Annotated in this window: 15 protein-coding genes; 12 read left to right on the forward strand and 3 right to left on the reverse strand. The window is 71.1% G+C overall.

The genetic code is table 11. From position 1 onward, the window contains the following. Positions 1–9: 9 nt before the first annotated feature. A complete protein-coding gene (locus tag FLL47_RS09405) occupies positions 10–660 on the reverse strand; it encodes a dienelactone hydrolase family protein (RefSeq protein WP_222106010.1) in 651 nt (216 codons plus the stop codon). 166 nt (positions 661–826) lie between these two features. Between FLL47_RS09405 and FLL47_RS09410 the strand changes: the two genes are divergently transcribed. Then, complete coding sequence (locus FLL47_RS09410; protein WP_144120067.1) at positions 827–3,127, forward strand: isoamylase; 2,301 nt, start codon at positions 827–829, stop codon at positions 3,125–3,127. Between the two features lie 66 nt (positions 3,128–3,193). Here FLL47_RS09410 and FLL47_RS09415 read toward each other — a convergent pair whose 3' ends face one another. Then, on the reverse strand, positions 3,194–4,144 hold the full coding sequence (locus FLL47_RS09415; RefSeq protein ID WP_246157703.1) for an endonuclease/exonuclease/phosphatase family protein: 951 nt from the start codon (positions 4,142–4,144) through the stop codon (positions 3,194–3,196). Between the two features lie 277 nt (positions 4,145–4,421). Between FLL47_RS09415 and FLL47_RS09420 the strand changes: the two genes are divergently transcribed. The 11 genes from FLL47_RS09420 (at position 4,422) to FLL47_RS09470 (ending at position 16,849) form a co-directional block, all read left to right on the forward strand. Beyond that, complete coding sequence (locus tag FLL47_RS09420; protein ID WP_144120068.1) at positions 4,422–5,423, forward strand: MFS transporter; 1,002 nt, start codon at positions 4,422–4,424, stop codon at positions 5,421–5,423. A gap of 1 nt (position 5,424) precedes the next feature. After that, positions 5,425–7,710, forward strand: a complete 2,286-nt coding sequence (locus FLL47_RS09425; RefSeq protein ID WP_144120069.1) for a molybdopterin oxidoreductase family protein — start codon at positions 5,425–5,427, stop codon at positions 7,708–7,710. Further along, on the forward strand, positions 7,710–8,360 hold the full coding sequence (locus FLL47_RS09430; RefSeq protein WP_222106011.1) for a 4Fe-4S dicluster domain-containing protein: 651 nt from the start codon (positions 7,710–7,712) through the stop codon (positions 8,358–8,360). Before FLL47_RS09425 ends, FLL47_RS09430 begins: the two co-directional genes overlap by 1 nt. Next, positions 8,357–8,887, forward strand: a complete 531-nt coding sequence (locus FLL47_RS09435; protein WP_144120071.1) for a QcrA and Rieske domain-containing protein — start codon at positions 8,357–8,359, stop codon at positions 8,885–8,887. Before FLL47_RS09430 ends, FLL47_RS09435 begins: the two co-directional genes overlap by 4 nt. Further along, positions 8,884–9,186, forward strand: coding sequence for a DUF6755 family protein (locus tag FLL47_RS09440; protein WP_144120072.1), 303 nt, complete (start codon positions 8,884–8,886; stop codon positions 9,184–9,186). The genes FLL47_RS09435 and FLL47_RS09440 overlap by 4 nt, the downstream gene beginning before the upstream one ends. A 41-nt stretch (positions 9,187–9,227) precedes the next feature. Beyond that, positions 9,228–10,409, forward strand: coding sequence for a nitrate/nitrite transporter (locus FLL47_RS09445; RefSeq protein ID WP_246157705.1), 1,182 nt, complete (start codon positions 9,228–9,230; stop codon positions 10,407–10,409). A 141-nt stretch (positions 10,410–10,550) separates the two neighbouring features. Further along, positions 10,551–10,913, forward strand: coding sequence for an SCP2 sterol-binding domain-containing protein (locus FLL47_RS09450; protein WP_144120074.1), 363 nt, complete (start codon positions 10,551–10,553; stop codon positions 10,911–10,913). Next, positions 10,906–13,005, forward strand: coding sequence for an amylo-alpha-1,6-glucosidase (locus FLL47_RS09455; RefSeq protein WP_144120075.1), 2,100 nt, complete (start codon positions 10,906–10,908; stop codon positions 13,003–13,005). The genes FLL47_RS09450 and FLL47_RS09455 overlap by 8 nt, the downstream gene beginning before the upstream one ends. A gap of 181 nt (positions 13,006–13,186) precedes the next feature. Then, complete coding sequence (locus tag FLL47_RS09460) at positions 13,187–13,636, forward strand: DUF6325 family protein (protein WP_246157706.1); 450 nt, start codon at positions 13,187–13,189, stop codon at positions 13,634–13,636. Between the two features lie 27 nt (positions 13,637–13,663). After that, complete coding sequence (locus FLL47_RS09465) at positions 13,664–14,014, forward strand: SHOCT domain-containing protein (protein ID WP_144120076.1); 351 nt, start codon at positions 13,664–13,666, stop codon at positions 14,012–14,014. A 66-nt stretch (positions 14,015–14,080) separates the two neighbouring features. Further along, positions 14,081–16,849 (forward strand): cation-translocating P-type ATPase, encoded by a 2,769-nt coding sequence (locus tag FLL47_RS09470; protein WP_144120077.1) that lies wholly within the window; start codon positions 14,081–14,083, stop codon positions 16,847–16,849. Here FLL47_RS09470 and FLL47_RS09475 read toward each other — a convergent pair. Further along, the gene (locus tag FLL47_RS09475) at positions 16,846–18,090 is read right to left on the reverse strand and encodes a cation:proton antiporter domain-containing protein (protein ID WP_186315628.1); all 1,245 of its coding nucleotides are present in this window, start codon (positions 18,088–18,090) and stop codon (positions 16,846–16,848) included. The two genes, FLL47_RS09470 and FLL47_RS09475, sit on opposite strands and share 4 nt — an antisense overlap. Positions 18,091–18,149: the final 59 nt, after the last annotated feature.

Here is an 18,149-nt window from a genome sequence, read left to right on the forward strand (position 1 = left end):
CTGCGGCCATCAGCGCAGGTGGCTCACGAGCCAGTCGCGGGCCAGGACGGCGGCCTGCTGGAGGGTGCCGGGTTCCTGGAACAGGTGGGTCGCACCGGGGACGATCTCGACGGCGTGCTCGCAGGTCAGCTGCGCGGCCGCCTGCTCGTTGAGCTCCAGCACGGTGTGGTCGAGGCCGCCGACGATGAGCAGCGTCGGCGCGCGTACCTCGGCGAGGTGACCGCCGGCCAGGTCGGGGCGGCCGCCGCGGGAGACCACGGCGGCGACGTCGGCGTTGCCGTTCGAGGCGGCCCACAGCGCGGCGGCCGCGCCGGTGCTGGCCCCGAAGAGGCCGACCGGCAGGCCCTGTGCGGCGGGGCGGGCACGCAGCCAGGCGAGCACCTCGGTGAGGCGCCCGGCGAGCAGCCGGATGTCGAAAACGTTGCCGCGGTCGTTCTCCTCGGACTCGTTGAGCAGGTCGAACAGCAGCGTGCCGAGTCCCGCGTCGCGCAGCAAGCGGGCGACGTACTGGTTGCGGGGGCTGTGCCGGCTGCTGCCGCTGCCGTGGACGAACACGACGATCCCGGCGGCCTGCGGGGGTATGGCCAGGTGGGCCGAGAGTGCGGCTCCGTTCACGGGGATGACGACCTCGGCCGCTGTTCCGTTGTCTCCGGACGTCATGTCGTCCACCTCTCCATCCTTGCTCGCCCGGCGGCCGACCGCTCGTGTTGAGGACAGATGGCGCATCTTTACGAGCCTGAAACTTGCACGTAATCTGGGTCACACTTTGCAAGAATTTTCAGTCGCCGCTCCCCCGGCCACCACCCCTGTTCCGGGAAGGAAGACCATGCGCCGCCTCTGGAGGTCCGTGCTCGCCGCCACACTGGTGGCCGCCGGGTTGTCCCTCGTCTCCCCCACCACGCCCGCCCAGGCCGGGATAGACACCTTGACCCTGGGCGGCCGCTACTCCGGCACCAATGTGAACTTCCGGGTGTACTCCTCGCGGGCCACCCGCATCGCGGTCTACGTCTACTCCGCCGCCACCGGCGCCCAGGAGAAGGCTTCCTACCTGCTCACCAAGGGGACCGGTGACGTCTGGGCGACCACGGTCGGCGTGGCGACGCTGCAGGCCGCGGGCGTGACCGGCACCGTCTACTACGGCTACCGGGCGTGGGGCCCGAACTGGCCCTACAGTGCGAGCTGGACGAAGGGCTCGACGGCCGGGTTCGTCGCCGACGTGGACGCCACGGGCAACCGGTTCAACCCGAACAAGCTGCTGCTGGACCCGTACGCCCGGGAGATGAGCCACGACACCGCGATGCCCGACGGCGTCGCAAGCGACTACTCGTCGGGCCCGGCCAAACGGGCCGCGGACACCGGCACGATCGCGCCCAAGGGCATCGTGCTGGCCGCCGACGGCACCAGCATCGGCACCAAGCCGACCCGGGCCTTCAAGGACGACATCGTGTACGAGGTGCACCTGCGCGGCCTCACCAAGGCCGACACGTCCATCGCGGCGGCCGAACGGGGCACCTACAAGGCGGCCGGGCAGAAGGCGGCGTACCTGGCCTCGCTCGGGGTCACCGCGGTGGAGTTCCTGCCGCTGCAGGAGACCCAGAACGACGCCAACGACGCCAGCCCGAGCAGCACCACGGGCGACAACTACTGGGGTTACATGACCGAGAACTACTTCGCCCCCGACCGGCGCTACGCGTACGACAAGACGCCGGGCGGGCCGACGAAGGAGTTCAAGGCCATGGTGAAGGCGTTCCACGACGCCGGGATCAAGGTGCTGGTCGACGTCGTCTACAACCACACCGCCGAGGGCGGTGCCATCGGCGACAAGAACACGTACAACATCTTCTCCTGGCGCGGGCTGGACAACCCGACGTACTACTCGCTGACCTCCGACATGCAGGGGTCGATCGACAACACCGGGCTGGGGCACAACTACAACACCCGCAACCCCACCGCGCAGAACCTGATCGTGGACTCCATCGCGTACTGGAAGAACACGCTCGGCGTCGACGGCTACCGGTTCGACCTGGCGTCGGTGCTGGGCAACACGTGCCAGCACGGGTGCTTCAACTACAGCCGCACCGACGCGAACACCGCGCTCAACCGGCTCACCGCCGAGATGCCGGCCCGCCCGGCGGGCGGTGGCGCGGGCGTGGACTGGATCGCCGAGCCGTGGGCCATCGGCGCGGGCACCTACCAGGTGGGCAACTTCCCGGTGGCGTGGTCGGAGTGGAACGGGATCTACCGCGACACGCTGCGCCGCGACCAGAACAAGCTGGGCGTCGACGCGGTCACCCCGAGCGACCTGGCCACCCGGTTCGCCGGGTCGTCGGACCTGTACGGCGATGACGGCCGCAGACCGTGGCACTCGGTGAACTTCATGGTGGCCCACGACGGGTTCACCCAGAAGGACCTGTACTCGTGCAACACCAAGAACAACGGCCAGGCCTGGCCGTTCGGGCCGTCCGACGGCGGCAGCGACGACAACATCTCGTGGGATCAGGGCGGGGTCGCGGCCGACCAGCGCAAGGCGGCCCGCAACGCGTTCGCGTTCCTGATGCTGTCGGGCGGCACACCGATGATGACCGGCGGTGACGAGACGCTGCGGTCGGTCAACTGCAACAACAACCCGTACAACGTCGACTCGTCGGCGAACTGGCTGGACTGGTCGCTGACCGCGGACGAGACCAACTTCAAGACGTACACGTCTCGGCTGCTCGCCTTCCGCAAGGCGCACCCGGCGCTGCGGCCGGCGAACTTCTACACCGCCGCCGACGGCAACGCCAACGGGATGGGGCAGCTGGAGTGGTTCACCCCGGCCGGGGTCGCGCCGGACGGCGCCTACTGGGGCAACGCGGGCAATCACGCGCTGGCCTGGCGCATCGACGGCACGGAGTTCGGCGACAGCGCGAGCGCGCTTTACACCGCCTACAACGGCTGGTCCGGCGACGTGGTGTTCACGCTGCCCGCCCCGCCGGCCGGAAAGCAGTGGTACCGGGTCACCGACACGTCCCCGTGGGCCGAGGGCGCGAGCCAGGTCGCCGCGCCGGGCGGCGAGGCCGTCATCGGCGGGGCCGGGACGGCGTACACGCTGCGCGGGCGCGCCGTGCTGCTGCTCATCGCGAAGTGACCGATCGTGGTGTCGGCCCCGGCCTGCCCGGGACGGGGCCGACACCACGGCTGTCTTCGCCGGGCGTCAGTCCGTCGGGAAGGCGAACGACGACGTCACCGCCCGGTGATCGGTCCCCGGGGTGCGTCGCACGCCCGCGTCGGTGGCGGTGAGGCCGCGGTAGAGGACCTGGTCGGGGCGCAGCACCGGCAGCGCGGACGGCCAGGTGAGGCCGAATCCCCAGCCCGCGTCGGCCTGGGCGTCGTGCAGCAGCGCGGACAGCGGGGCGAAGGCCCGGTCCTCGGCGGAGGTGTTCAGGTCGCCGAGCACCAGCACCCGGCTCGCGTCGTCGCCGCGTACCGCGTCGGCGAGGGCCTGGATGTTGCGGTCGCGGCTCGCGGTCTCGTTGAGGCGAGCGGAGCGCAGGTGCGCGACGTACACCGCGACGTCGCCCTGCGGCGTCTCGACCACCGCCCGCAGCCCGCGGATCCAGTTCGTTTCGCTGTCGAGGCTGCTCACCTGTCCGATCGGGTGCTTGCTGAGCAGGCCGACCGTGCCTCTGATCGCGTGGTACGGGTAGGACTCGCGCAGCCGCCCGGCGGCCGTCGCGGCGACTCCTTCGACGGCCTCCTGGATCGCGATGAGGTCGGGTCCGTCGGCGGCCAGCGCCTGGACGGTGGCGGCCGGGTCCGGGTTGTCGGCGTAGAGGTTCTGCGAGACGACCCGCAGCTCGGCCGGACCACCCTGGGGTGGCAGCAGCGCGCCGCCGAACTGTGCCGCCCACACGGCCGCCGGCAGCGCGACCGCGAGCAGCGCGGCCCGGGACCGGGCCGCCAGCGCGGCGAGCGCCAATACGGGCACCCCGAGGCCGAACAGCGGCGTGACGGAGTCGAGCAGGCTGCCGGCGCTGTAGACGTTGGGCACGAGGCGATGCCCGGCCAGCACCGCGCCCAGCGCGAGCGCGGCCAGGACCACCACGGCGGCGCGCCATCGCGGTCGGGAGGTGCGGGGTGCCGCCTTCACCAGCTGAGTCGTCACTGTGCGTACGCTACCGGCGGGACGCCCGGATTCCCGTCCCGTGCGCGGAGTCTGCCGTGTGACAAGAATCCACGCGCGATTAACGGTGTCTTAACACTGCTCCCGGTATGCAGGTAGCCGGACGTCGCCGTCCCCGTGGACCCTGTTCGAGCGAGCCCTGCCGACGAGCCCACCACCGCCTCGCGGTCACCGAGCGTGACCATCAAGCAAGGCATCTGTGACGGTAAGTCCGATAAACCTCATACAGCGGATATGCCGATTACATAGCATCGGCTGCATGAGGCCCGTGGTCGTCGGCATCGTCACCGCCCTGGTCCTCTGCGCGGTGATCTACCTGGGCAGCAGAAGGCTGCACGACTTCGACTCCGCGCTGGCCCCGTACGCCATCGCCAGCGTGTTCCTCGCCTTCGGCATCGCCTACCGATACACGGTGTGGATCTCCTCCCCCGGCGCCCGGCGGCTGTTCCGGAAGGGCTGGGGCGCCGCGCTGTCCTGGCAGAACCTGCGCCGCACGCCGACCGCGCTGCCCCGCATGATCGCCACCTACCTCGGCTTCCAGAAGTTCCTCGGCGCTCGCTCGCGCTCCCGCTGGGCCGCGCACCAGCTGATCTTCTGGGGCTGCCTGCTGGCTGCGGCGATCACCTTTCCGCTGACCTGGGGCTGGTTCACGTTCACCGCGAACACCGGGGCCGGACCGCAGTACACCATGAACATCTGGGGCTTCGGGGTGGCCGACTTCAACGCCCTGTCGGTGCTCGGGTGGCTGCTGTTCCACGGGCTGGACCTCGCCGCGGTGCTGGTCATCGCGGGCGCGACGTACTTCCTGATCCGGCGCATGCGCGACCGGGAGGCGAGCACCGGCCAGCGCTTCGGCTACGACCTGGTGCCGCTGCTCGCGCTGATCATCATCTCGGTGACCGGCCTGCTGCTGACGTTCTCCAGCGTCGCGCTGCACGGCGGCGGCTACGAGTTCCTGGCCGTGCTGCACATGGCCGCGGTGGTGCTGACCCTGCTGTACCTGCCGTTCGGCAAGTTCTTCCACATCGCCCAGCGCCCGGCGGCCGTCGGCATGCAGCTGTTCAAGTACACCGGGCACGGCGAGATCCGGCACTGCCGCAACTGCGGCGAGCCGATCGACACCACGGCGTACGTGGACAACCTGCGCGCCACCATGCGCGACCTGAAGCTGGACTTCGATGCCGTCGCCGAGGTGTGCCCGCGGTGCAAGCGGCTACGGCGCGGGCAGGCCTACCGCACGACCGTGAAGCCGGGGTTCTGACATGACCGTCCCGCTCGACCCGACGATCACCCCGCCCGGCACGGGCAGGTTCCGCGACGCGGGCGGGCTGCCGGCGGACCGCTGGCGGGCGATCCGCGGCGAGGAGACCCTGGTCGCCACCCACTGCTGCTTCTGCGGCGTGCAGTGCGGCATGTACCTGCGGGTGCACGACGGCAAGGTGTTCGGGGTCGAGCCGCGCGACCACGACATCAACCGGATGCGGCTGTGCCCGAAGGGCCTCAACGCGTACCAGCAGGTCAACCACCCCGACCGGCTGACCTCCCCGCTGCTGCGCAAGAGCCGTGCCGACGACCTGCGGCCGGTCTCCTGGGAGCAGGCCCTGGACGTGACCGCCGAGCAGATCCAGCGCATCCAGGCTGAGCACGGCCGTGACGCGTTCGGGATGCTGGGCGGGGCGAGCCTGTTCACCGAGAAGACGTACCTCGTCGGCAAGTTCGCGCGGGTGGCGCTGCGCACCCGGCACGTGGACTACAACGGCCGGCTGTGCATGGTCAGCGCGGCCGGAGCGAACAAGCTCTCGTTCGGCATCGACCGGGCGGCGAACCCGTTCGCGGACTGCCTGCTCAGCGACTGCCTGCTGATCGCCGGCTCCAATGTGGGCGAGTGCTTCCCGGTGATGACGCAGTACCTGTGGGGTGCGCGGGACCGCGGCGCGAAGCTGATCGTGATCGACCCGCGCGAGACCAGCATCGCCCGCACCGCCGACATCCATGTCGCGCTGCGGCCGGGCACCGACGCCGCGTTCTTCAACGCCGTGCTGCATGTGGTGGTCAGCGAGGGCCTGACCGACGAGGCGTTCCTCGCCGAGCACACGACCGGCTGGGACGAGGTGCGCGCGGCCGCCGCCGAGTGTCCCCCGGAGCTGGCCGCCGAGATCTGCGGCATCCCCGCCGAGCAGGTGACGCAGGTGGCGCGGATGTTCGCGACCGCGCCGAAGGCGATGGCCTGGCACGCGCGCGGCATCGAGCACCACACCCAGGGCGTGGAGAACTGCCTGACCGTGATCAACCTGTGTGTCGCCACCGGCAACCTCGGCAAGCCCGGGGCGGGCTACGGCACCATCACCGGCCAGGGCAACGGGCAGGGCGGGCGTGAGCACGGCCAGAAGTCGGACATGCTGCCGGGCGGGCGGTCCATCAGCGACCCGGTGCACCGGATGCAGGTCGCCGACATCTGGGGCGTCGACGTCGACGACCTGCCGCAGGCGGGCACCTCGATGATGGAGATGGTGCACCAGATGAGCCGCGGCGAGATCCGCGGGCTGTTCGGGCTGTGCAACAACCCGTTCGTGTCGCTGCCGAACTACACCGTGGTCAAGGCCGGGTACGACGCGCTGGAGTTCCACGCCCAGTGCGACTTCTTCCTGTCCGAGACCGCCGCCAACGCGCACCTGGTGCTGCCGGTGACCAGCTGGGCCGAGGACGACGGGGTGATGGCCAACGCCGAAGCCCGGGTGGTGCGCCACCGCAAGGCCCAGGAGCCGCTGCCCGGCGTACGCACCGACACGTGGGTGCTGTGCGAGCTGGCCGAACGGCTCGGCGTCGGGGACAAGTTCGACTACGCCGACTCCGAGCAGGTGTTCGAGGAACTGCGGATCGCCTCGCGCGGCACGGTCAACGACTACTACGGCATCACGTACGCGCGGCTCGACGAGACCGGGGGCATCGCCTGGCCGTGCCCGGACCTGAACCATCCCGGCACGCCGCGGCTGTTCGAGGGCGGGCGCACATACCACGCCGACGGCAAGGTGCACCTGCAGGCGGTGCGCTGGCACCCGCCCGCCGACCCGTACGACGACGAGTTCCCGATCACGCTGACGACGGGCCGGACCGTGGCGCACTTCCTGTCGGGCAACCAGACCCGGCGGCTCGGCGGGCTGGTGGAGCAGACGCCGCGGCCATGGGTGGAGGTGCACCCGTCGCACGGCTTCGGCAACGGCGACGCGGTCACCGTGGTCACCCGGCGCGGCGCGGCGACGTTCCCGGCGCTGGTCACCGAGGCGATCCGGCCCGACACGGTGTTCGTGCCGTACCACTGGCCGTATCCGGTGGCGGCCAACGAGCTGACCATCGACGCGCTGGACCCCCGCTCGAAGATCCCCGAGTACAAGGTGTGCGCCTGCCGGATCGAGCCGGCCGCAGCGGTCACGCCGGTGCCCGCGCCGCCGATGCCGCCGGGGCGCGAGCCGTACGCCGACACCCAGCGCTCGCGCGGCGAGCCGCTGCCACCGACCTCGTCGCAGGGAAGGGGCACGTCGCAGCCATGATGGGACGCACCATCGTGATCGACCCGGGCCGCTGCATCGGCTGCCAGGCGTGCGTGTCGGCGTGCCGGGAGTGCGACTCGCACCGCGGCAAGTCGATGATCCACCTGGACTACCTGGACCAGGGCGGCAGCGTCGCGTCCAGCCCGACCGTCTGCATGCACTGCGAGGACCCGGTCGCGCCGTGCGCGCAGGTGTGCCCGGCCGAGGCCATCCTGGTCACCCCGGACGGGGTGGTGCACGACGCGGACAAGAGCCGCTGCATCGGCTGCGGCAACTGCGTCAACGCCTGCCCGATGGGCGTGCCGAAGATCGACCTTGCGGCGAAGCTGCAGTTCAAGTGCAACCTGTGCTACGACCGCACGTCGTACGGGCTGGCCCCGATGTGCGCCACCGTCTGCCCTACCGGATCCATCTTCTACGGCACCCTCGAAGAACTGCGCACCGAGCGGCCCGGCGTCGAGGTCGCCAGCACGTTCGACTTCGACGGCTCGATCATCTCCACCGGCGTGGCGATGGTGGTCCCCAGGGGACGGCCGGTGGACGAGCCGCTGCCCGGCGGGGCGGGCGAGCACGCCCACGTGACCGGCAGCCCGCAACCGGCCGGGCACCTGGAGCCGTCGGCGGACAACGTGCTGGGGGAACCGCTATGAGTGTGGACGAGCGCGTCCCGCACACCGAGCAGGAGGTCGCGGCGCTGCGGGAGCGCATCGCGGCGGACTCGCTGACCAGCCGACGCGACTACCTGCGCCTGGCGGTCACCATGTCCGGTGGGCTGGCGGTGGGCGGGGTGGCGGTGGCCTCCGGGCTCTTCCACCGGCACGGCGAAGGAGCCGCCCCGCCGATGCTGGTCGCCGAGCAGCTGCCGCCGGGCGAGTCGGTGGCGTTCAGCTACCCCGGTGGGGAGGACCGGGCCGTGGCGCTGCGGATGGCCGACGGGACGCTGGTCGCGTACTCGTCGATCTGCACACACCTGGCCTGCGGCGTGCTCTGGCGGGCCGACCGCGGCGAGCAGGGCGAGCTGTACTGCCCCTGTCACGAGGGCGTGTTCGACCCCCGCACCGGCGCGGTCACCGCCGGGCCGCCGCCGCGGCCGTTGCCCCGGGTGCTGCTGGAGGAGCGCGACGACGGCATCTGGGCCGTAGGCACCCTGCGGTCCGGCGAGGAGGGGCAGGCATGACCGAGGGGCGATATCCGCAGATCAAATCCACCAGCGGGTACGCCGACCCGCGCGTACGCAGCACCGGACCGGGACCAGGCGCCGGTGGCGAGACCGACCCCGAACGCTCCTCGATGCTGTCCGGGCGGCTGGCGCTGGTGCTGTCCATCCTGGTCGGCCAGCTCTGGGCGATCGGGGTCGGGCTCAACGCCTGGATGATGGGCCGCACCACGGTGGCCTGGTGGGCTGCCGCGTTCGGGGTGGCCTCGTTCCTCGTCGCCCTGTGGGCGTGGCGGCTGGGCGAACGGCGCGACCGGTGAGCGCCCCGGCCCCGGCGGAGCGGGTGCCACGGGGGGCCTACGTGAACCTCGTGCTCGCCGCGCTGGGCTTCCTGCTCACCGCGTGGGCATGGGGCCTGATCTCGCCGCTGTCCTCCGTCTACAAAGAGCAGCTCGGGCTGTCGTCGGTGCAGCAGTCCATCCTGGTCGCGGTGCCGGTGCTGGTCGGCTCGCTGGGCCGGATCCCGGTCGGCGCGCTGACCGACGTGCTCGGCGCACGCGTCATGCTGCCCGCGATCGCGTTCCTGACCATCCTGCCCGTGCTCGCGCTGACCGTGGCCGGCGGCTCGTACGCGGCGATGCTGGTGGTCGGGTTCTTCCTCGGCATCGGCGGCACGCCGTTCGCGGCGGCGATCCCGCACGGCAACGGCTGGTTCCCGCCGTCGAAACGCGGCGTGGCGCTCGGCGTCATCGGCATGGGCATGGGCGGCACGGCCATCGCCGCACTGCTGACCAAACCGATGCGCGAGATCGGGCCCAACGCCCAGTTCTACCTGTGCGCGGTGGTGCTCGCCGTCTACGGCGTGGTGGCCTGGCTGGTGCTACGTGAGCCGCCCGGCCGCACCGTGCCCACCGAGCCGTTCGCGCACCGTTTCACCGAGGCCGCCCGCCAGCCCATGACCTGGCCGCTGTCCGCGCTGTACGCGGTCACCTTCGGCGGGTACGTGTCGTTCGCCGTCTACCTGGTCACCTACCTGCAGAGCCAGTACGGCCTGGAGCAGGGCGACGCCGCCCTCAAGGCCGCCGGGTTCACCCTGGTCGCGGTGGTGTTCCGGCCGCCCGGCGGCTGGCTGTCCGACCGGGTCGGGGCCGCCAAGGTGCTGGCCGTCTGCCTGGCCGTGCTGGCGGTGATGGCGGCCTGGCAGTCCTTCGCGCCGCCGCTGTATCCGTGGGCGACGATCACGTTCCTGATCATGGCGGCCATGCTGGGCGCGGGTGCGGGTGCGGTGTTCGCCCTGCTCGCGCAGGTGGTGCCGCGGCCGAAAGTGGGCGCGGTGACCGGCATCGTCGGCGCGATGGGCGGGCTGGGAGGGTTCGTGCCACCGCTGGTCATGGGCGCCGTCTACGGAGCCACCGGCCGCTACACCATCGGACTGCTGCTGTTGGCCCTGGTGGCGCTGGCTGCCCTCGCCTACACCTGGACCCAGCGCAACCGCCGTCCGCCCGCGGACGTGACAGCCCAGCCGAAGCTGAATATGCGATAAATCCTCCCGAAAGGTGCGTCGCGGATACGCTCAGAACACATACCGACGGGTCCGCGCGGTCCACCGCGACCTGATGAGACCGTGGCGGCCTTCGCTCTCCGCCGCGCCCCGGGACCCGCCCCTCTCAAGGAGTTGGTGCACATGCCCACGGCGACCGACCAGTTCTTCGCCGATCTCGCCCAACGTGGCGAGGAACCGTTACTACGGCGCAGCTCAGGCAGCATCCGGTTCGAAATCGGCGAGAAGGGCAAGGTCCAGCGCTGGTTCGTCACGATCGATCACGGCACGTTCTCGGTGTCGCGGCGCAACCAGAAGGCCGACTGCTCGGTCCAGGCCGACACCGACGTGTTCGAGCACATCGTCACCGGCAAGGACAACGCCTTCGCGGCGCTGCTGCGCGGCGCGCTCGAGGCCGGCGGCGACCCGGAGCTGCTGCTGCTGTTCCAGCGCGTCTTCAGCGGCCCGCAGCGCAGCACCCACCCTTCGGCGGTCGGCCGTGGCTGAACAGGTGCGCATCCTCAACGGCAACACCTTCGTCGTCAGCGACGAGCGGGGCGACATCGAGGCGTCCCGCACCGACCCGTCCGGGCTGTTCGCCTGGGACACCCGGTTCCTGTCGACCTGGGTGCTGACCGTCGACGGCCAGCGGCTGGGCACCCTGTCCGTCGACGACCTGCAGTACTTCGAGACCAGGTTCTTCCTCGCCCCCGGCGGCGGCACCGTGTACATCGACGCACAGCTGTCCGTGATGCGGCAGCGCACGGTCACCGACGGCTTCAAAGAGCGGCTGGCGGTGCTCAACCACGGCGAGAAGGCCGTCGACCTGACCATCCGCATGGAGGCGGGCAGCGACTTCTCCGACCTGTTCGACGTCAAGAACAACGAAGGCAAGAAGGGCGAGCTGTACCACAGCGTGGAGAAGGACCGGCTGGTCTACGGCTACCGTCGCGACACCTTCCACCGCGCCACGGAGATCACTTCGGAACCGCGCGCGAAGATGGACAAGCACGGCCTCACCTACAAGATCCGGGTCGAACCCCAACAGCCCTGGACGTGCGAGCTGCACGTCACGCCGATCCTGATCGGCCGCGACGGCAGGCGCACCCGGCTCGGCGGCCCCAAGGCGGCCGAGGACATGGGCGACGACCTGGACCGCTGGCTGGAGAGCGCGCCGAAGCTGGAGTGCGAATGGGGTCCGCTGCGGCAGACCTACCGGCGCAGCCTGATCGATCTCGCGGCGCTGCGCTTCTCCCCGCTGACCTCGGCCGGCCGCAGCCTGCCCGCGGCGGGACTGCCCTGGTTCATGACCATGTTCGGCCGGGACAGCATCTTCACCAGCCTGCAGTCACTGCCGTTCGTGCCGGAGCTCGCCGCCACCACGCTACGGGAGCTGGCGGCACGCCAGGGCAGCCGGTTCGACGACTTCCGCGACGAGGACCCGGGCCGGATCCTGCACGAGATCCGCTACGGCGAGTCGGCGGCGTTCCAGGAGCAGCCGCACAGCCCGTACTACGGCAACGCCGACGCCACCGCGCTGTTCGTGGTGCTGCTCGACGAGTACGAGCGGTGGACCGGCGACCGGGCCCTGGTGCGCGAGCTGGAACTGGAGGCCCGCGCCGCGCTGCGCTGGGTCGACGAGTACGCCGACCTGCTCGGCAACGGCTACGTCTGGTACCAGCGCCGCAACGAGAAGTCGGGCCTGGAGAACCAGTGCTGGAAGGACTCCTGGGACTCCATCTCCTACCGCGACGGCAGTCTGCCCGGGTTCCCGCGCGCCACCTGCGAGCTACAGGGCTACGCCTACGACGCCCGGATGCGCGGGGCGCGCCTGGCCCGGCTGGTGTGGAAGGACCCCGACTACGCGAACAAGCTGGAGAAGCAGGCCGCAGACCTCAAGCGCCGGTTCAACCGCGACTACTGGGTCGCCGACGGCGAGTACTACGCGCTCGCCCTCGACGCCGAGGGCAAGCAGGTCGACGTGCTGACCTCGAACATCGGGCACCTGCTGTGGAGCGGCATCGTGCCCCAGTCACGCGCCCGCGCGGTGGCCCGCCACCTGATGGGGCCCCGGCTGTTCTCCGGGTGGGGCGTACGCACCCTGGCGGTGGGCGAGAAGCGGTACAACCCGATCGGTTACCACGTCGGCACGGTGTGGCCGTTCGACTGCTCCTTCATCGCCTGGGGCCTGCGCCGCTACGGCTTCAAGAAGGAGGCGGCGCAGATCGCGGCCGGCATCCTCGACGCGGCCGAATACTTCGACGGCCGGCTGCCGGAGGCGTTCGGCGGCTACCCGCGAGAGGCCACCAAATACCCGGTGCAGTATCCGACGGCGTGCAGCCCGCAGGCCTGGTCGACGGGGGCTCCCCTGCTGCTGCTGCGGACCATGCTGGGGCTGCAGCCGCTGGAGGACAGCCTGGTCGTCGACGCGGCGCTGCCGTTGGGCATCGGGCAGATCGAGCTGCTGGGCATCCCCGGCCGCTGGGGGCGGGTCGACGCTTTCGGCCGCGGGCTGCTGCACACCGACCGCCAGGGCCGGATGCGGCCCGAACTCGGCACGGGCGCGAAGCGTCGGGCAAGGTCCGGCGTGGCGGCATGACCGGCGCCCACGCCATCGCACCGACGGAGCCGGGCACGCCGGTGTTCCGGCGGTGGGCGGCCGCCGAGGAGAGGCGGCTGGCCGCCTTGACGATTCACGCCTGCCGCACCCCGGCCCGTGCCTACGATGCAGGCACGGGCGCGGGGCGGGCGGTCACAACGCTGCTTGGGAGGCATACCGCATGAGTCAGACCGATGACGTGAGCGAGTTCGAGGAAATGGGCCCGATCGACTACGTGGTGATCGAGTTCCCGGGCAACCGGATGACCGGCGAGGGCATTCCGCTGCTGCTGGACCTGGTGGATCGCGGCGTCATCCGCATCCTCGACCTGGCCTTCATCCGCAAGGACACCGACGGCACGGTCACCGCCGTGGCCGTCGAGGACATGGACGCCACGGGCGCACGCGAGTTCGCGGTGTTCCAGGGCGCGGCGTCCGGGCTGCTCGACCGGGACGACCTGAACGAGGCGGCCAACGCGATCGAGCCGGGCAACTCGGCCGGGCTGATCCTCTACGAGAACACCTGGGCGGCACCGCTGGCCAGGGCTTGGCGGCGCGGCGGGGCGCAGATGGTCGCCAGTGGCCGGATCCCGGTGCAGGCGCTGCTGGCCGCGGCGGAGTCCGGCGCTTAGCGCACGTTACCGAAACGGGGGATGACCATGGGACTGCTTCGAGGGGTCGCACGCACGGCGGTCGTGGCCGGCACGGCGACGGCGGTGTCCAACCGCGTGTCGCGGCGGCAGGCCGGCCGATGGGCGAGCCAGGAGGACGAGCAGGCGGCGCAGCAGCAGGCGTACGCCGATCAGGCCGCGTACCAGCAGCAGCAGGCGTACCAGCAGCAACTGGCGCAGCAGCAGGCGTATCAGCAGCAGGCCGCGCCGCAGGCACCCGCCGGGGGCGGGATGGACGCCAAGCTCGCGCAGCTGAAGACGCTCGCCGATCTCAAGGCCCAGGGTGTGCTGTCCGACGCCGAGTTCGAGCAGCAGAAGGCCGCGATCCTGGCCGGCTGACCGCCGGCCCGGCCCGGTGAACGTGCCGAGTTCGGCGAGTGCACCCATGTGAGAGAGCGAGTCACCGTGACCGGTGATCAGAAGACCGCGCCCGCAGCAGACCGGTGGTACGCCAAAACGGTCCCGGAGGTGGCGGAGTCGTTGGGGGTCACTGTGGAACGCGGGCTCACCGCGGCGCAGGCGGCCGACCGGATACGCGAGCACGGGCCGAACCGCCTGACCGCGACGAAGAAGGAGTCGGCGGTCGCGGCGTTCCTGCGCCAGTACCGCGACTTCATGCAGATCGTGCTGCTCGCCGCGGCGGTGGTCAACCAGCTGGTCACCCGCGAGTGGGGCACCACCCTGGTGCTGGCCGGACTGACCGTGTTCAACGCGGTGGTCGGGCTGCGCCAGGAGGCCAAGGCCGAGGAAAGTGTGCGGGCCCTGGCCCAGATGCTCAAGACGGTGGCCCGGGTGCGCCGCGACGGCCAGGCCGTCGAGGTCGACGCCGAACAGCTGGTGCCCGGCGACGTCGTGCTCATGGAGGCGGGCAACCGGGTGCCCGCCGACGGGCGGATCTGCGTCGCGGCGACGCTGGAGATCGAGGAGGCGGCACTGACCGGCGAGAGCCTGCCGGTCGGCAAGAGCCCCGATCCCGTCGCCGGGCAGGACGTGCCGCTGGGCGACCGGGTCTGCATGGCGTACATGAACACCTCGGTCACCCGCGGCCGCGGCGAGATGATCGTGACCGCCACCGGGATGGGCACCGAGATCGGCCACATCGCCCACCTGCTCGCCGGCACCGAGCAGGACAAGACGCCGCTGCAGAAGCAGCTCGACAGCCTGTCGAAGATCATCGCCACGATCGCGGGCATCGCCCTGGCCCTGGTCGTGCTCATCGGCCTGGCCCGGGGCGAGTCCTTCGACACCCTGTTCATCACCGGCGTCGCGCTGGCCGTGGCGGCCATCCCGACCGGCCTGCCCGCGGTCGTCACCGCGCTGCTGTCCATCGGCACCCGCGAGATCGCCCGCCGCCACGCGATCATCAAACGGCTGCCCGCCGTGGAGACCCTCGGCTCGACCTCGGTGATCTGCTCCGACAAGACCGGCACCCTCACCCTCAACAAGATGACCGCGCGCGAGCTGGCCATCCCCGGACAGAACAGGTTCACCGTCACCGGCGAGGGCTACCGCACCGAGGGCGAAATCAAGCACGTCGGCGGCGAGCGCTTCGACCTGGACCCGTACCTGCTGCCCATGGCGCTGTGCGCGGACGCCGTGCTCGACGGCGACAACCTGATCGGCGACCCGACCGAGGGTGCGCTGATCGTGCTGGCCGCCAAGGGCGGGCTGGACCTCGACGAGACCCGCCGCGCCTACCCCCGCATCGCCGAGGTGCCGTTCGACTCCGATTACAAGTTCATGGCCACGTTCCACCGGATGGCCGGGGACGGCGGACAGCCGGTGGTCCGCTGCTTCGTCAAGGGCGCGCCGGACGTGCTGATCGCCCGCGCCACGTCGTACCGGAGCCCGGACGGGACCGTCGTGGCGGTCACCGACGCCAACCGACATCTGGCCAGTGAGGCCAACGACCGCATCGCGGCGGCCGGCGAGCGGGTCATGGTGGTCGCCCGGCGCGACTTCGACCCGGCGTCCTTCGACCCGTCCGGCGACCTCATCGGGCAGGTCCGCGACCTCACGCTGCTGGCCATGGTCGGCATCGTGGACCCGCCGCGGCCCGAGGCGAAGGCGGCCATCGCCGAGTGCCGCAGCGCCGGCATCCGGGTCCGGATGATCACGGGTGACCACGCGACCACCGCCGCGGCCATCGCCAGGGAGCTGGGCATCGAGGGCCGTGCCGTCACCGGTACCGAGTTCGCGGCGATGAGCGACGAGGAACTGCTGGCGCAGCTGCCGCAGCTCGGGGTGATCGCCCGGGTCGCGCCCGAGGACAAGCTACGGCTGGTCCGGCTGCTCAAGACCAGCGGCAACGTGGTCTCCATGACCGGCGACGGCGTCAACGACGCCCCGGCGCTCAAGGCCGCCGACATCGGCGTGGCCATGGGCATCACCGGCACGGAGGTCTCCAAAGAGGCCGCTGTCATGATCCTCACCGACGACAACTTCGCCACCATCGTCAAGGCCGTCGAGTACGGCCGCGGCCTCTACGACAACCTGCTCAAGTACCTGCGGTTCCAGATGTCGACCCTGGTCGCCTACATCGCGATCTTCATCGGCGCGGGCCTGCTGAACATCGCCGCGGGCACGCCGCTCAACCCGCTGCAGATCCTGTGGATCAACATGGTGATCGACATCCCGATCGCGATCGCGCTGGGATTCGACGAGCCGACCGCCGGCCTGATGCGGCGACCGCCCCGGCCGGTGGGCACACCGGTGCTGTCCGCGGCCGACTGGGTGCGGCTGTGCGTGCAGGGCTTCGTGATGACGGTCGGATCGCTGTGGGCGTACCAGATCGGGCATTCGCACGGCGGACCGGTCTTCGGCGCCACCATGCTGCTGACCACGCTGTCGCTGTTCCACCTGGTGGCCGGGCTGCTGTCGCGCGACCAGCACGGCACGATCTTCGACCGGTCCGCCATCCCGGGGCGGGCGCAGCTGCGCCGCTACGGCATCGCCCTGCTCGGGATCATCGCGGTGACCCTGCTCGATCCACTGGAGCGCATCTTCGGCACCACGAGCCTCAGCCTGCGGCTGTGGTGCACCGCCATCGGGATCGCGCTGACCCTGCTGGTCGTCGAGGAAGTCGTCAAGGCCGTCATCCGCCACCGCGAGCGGCAGACCGCACCGTCCCGACTCGAGCAGACGCCCACGACGGCGGAGAACCTGGCGGCCTAGGCCGTCGGGTCCGGGGCCCGGATCACCGGGCCCGGGTCACTGGTCGTCCCTCCCGGGCCGCTCCACCGCTCGGCGATCGGGATCGCCGACAGCCCATGGGCCAGCACACTGAGCAGGACCGTCGACATGATGAGACTGACTGCCAGTTGCGCCGGCACGCCGGTGAGCTGCTGCACGCCGATCAGCGCGAAGATCACGCTGGGCAGGCCGCGCGGGCCGAGCCAGGACAGCAGCCACACCTCCCGCGGGTAGCGGCGCAGCCCGATCAGGCTCAGCGCGACCGGCAGCATCCGCACGACCGTGAGACTCAGCACGGCGTACAGCAGGACGCGCCAGTTCGCGAGGTCGGCCAGCGCGTGCGGGATCAGCGAGCCGAAGGCGAACCAGACACCCGCCGACAGCAGAGCGACCACGTCGTGCGAGGTCTGCAGGTGCCGCTCGGGCAGGTCCCGGTCGACCGCCCGGACGGCCAGGCCCGCGACGAACGCCGCGACGATGCCGTTGCCGTGCAGCACATGGGTCGCCTCGAAGACCAGCACCCCGATCGCCAGGTAGGCCAGGCGCTCCGACCGCGCCGCGCTCCACCCCCGGCGGCGTGCCCAGCGGAGCAGCAGACCTGCGCCCGCACCCGCGGCCACGCCCACGACCAGCGCGATCACCAACTCGGTGATCGTGTGGACGAGCACCAGGCCGGAGCTGCGCTCCGTGCCCACGGCCGCGGCCGCCGCGGCGAAGAACAACACCAGCGGGGCGGCCAGGCCGTCGTTGAGGCCGCTCTCGACGGTCACCGCGGTCCGCAGGTCGTGCGGGATGCGCTCATCGCGCACGAGCACGGATGCCAGGCTCGCGTCCGTGGCGGTCAGTGCCGCTGCGACCAGGGCGATCACCCATACGCTCGCGTGCGGGAACAGCGCCATGCCGGTCACCAGGCCGGCTGCCACGGTCAGCGGGAAGCCTACGAGAAGCAGTCGCAGCGGCAGCCGGCCGGCCGACCACAGCCGTCGCAGGCTGATCTCGGTGGCGTCGGTGAACAGAATGAGGGCGAGCGTCAGCTGGAGCAGGTGCTGCACCGCCGACGAGAACACGTCCACGTCGACCGGCGGGTCGTCACCGCCCGCCAGCAACAGACCGGCCAGCAGCAACGCGATCGGGACGGTGACGCTGAACCGCGCCGCGCGCGCCGACACCGCCGCCCAGGCGATCAGGACCACCGCCAGGCCGATCAGCCCGTACACGCGCACCACACGGCAGGATCGGGTGATTTGCCCGGGAATGTCACCGGCTTATTGTGTCATCGGCG

It is taken from the genome of Catellatospora sichuanensis (assembly GCF_007483665.1).
Taxonomy (GTDB): Bacteria; Actinomycetota; Actinomycetes; order Mycobacteriales; family Micromonosporaceae; genus Catellatospora; species Catellatospora sichuanensis.

Bases quoted from the DNA above. Each gene is read 5' to 3' on its own strand.
- FLL47_RS09420 (WP_144120068.1), top strand. From the start codon at position 4,422: ATGAGGCCCGTGGTCGTCGGCATCGTCACCGCCCTGGTCCTCTGCGCG.
- FLL47_RS09435 (WP_144120071.1), top strand. From the start codon at position 8,357: ATGAGTGTGGACGAGCGCGTCCCGCACACCGAGCAGGAGGTCGCGGCG.
- FLL47_RS09440 (WP_144120072.1), top strand. From the start codon at position 8,884: ATGACCGAGGGGCGATATCCGCAGATCAAATCCACCAGCGGGTACGCC.
- FLL47_RS09405 (WP_222106010.1), bottom strand. From the start codon at position 660: ATGACGTCCGGAGACAACGGAACAGCGGCCGAGGTCGTCATCCCCGTG.
- FLL47_RS09425 (WP_144120069.1), top strand. From the start codon at position 5,425: ATGACCGTCCCGCTCGACCCGACGATCACCCCGCCCGGCACGGGCAGG.
- FLL47_RS09460 (WP_246157706.1), top strand. From the start codon at position 13,187: ATGAGTCAGACCGATGACGTGAGCGAGTTCGAGGAAATGGGCCCGATC.
- FLL47_RS09430 (WP_222106011.1), top strand. From the start codon at position 7,710: ATGGGACGCACCATCGTGATCGACCCGGGCCGCTGCATCGGCTGCCAG.
- FLL47_RS09450 (WP_144120074.1), top strand. From the start codon at position 10,551: ATGCCCACGGCGACCGACCAGTTCTTCGCCGATCTCGCCCAACGTGGC.
- FLL47_RS09465 (WP_144120076.1), top strand. From the start codon at position 13,664: ATGGGACTGCTTCGAGGGGTCGCACGCACGGCGGTCGTGGCCGGCACG.
- FLL47_RS09410 (WP_144120067.1), top strand. From the start codon at position 827: ATGCGCCGCCTCTGGAGGTCCGTGCTCGCCGCCACACTGGTGGCCGCC.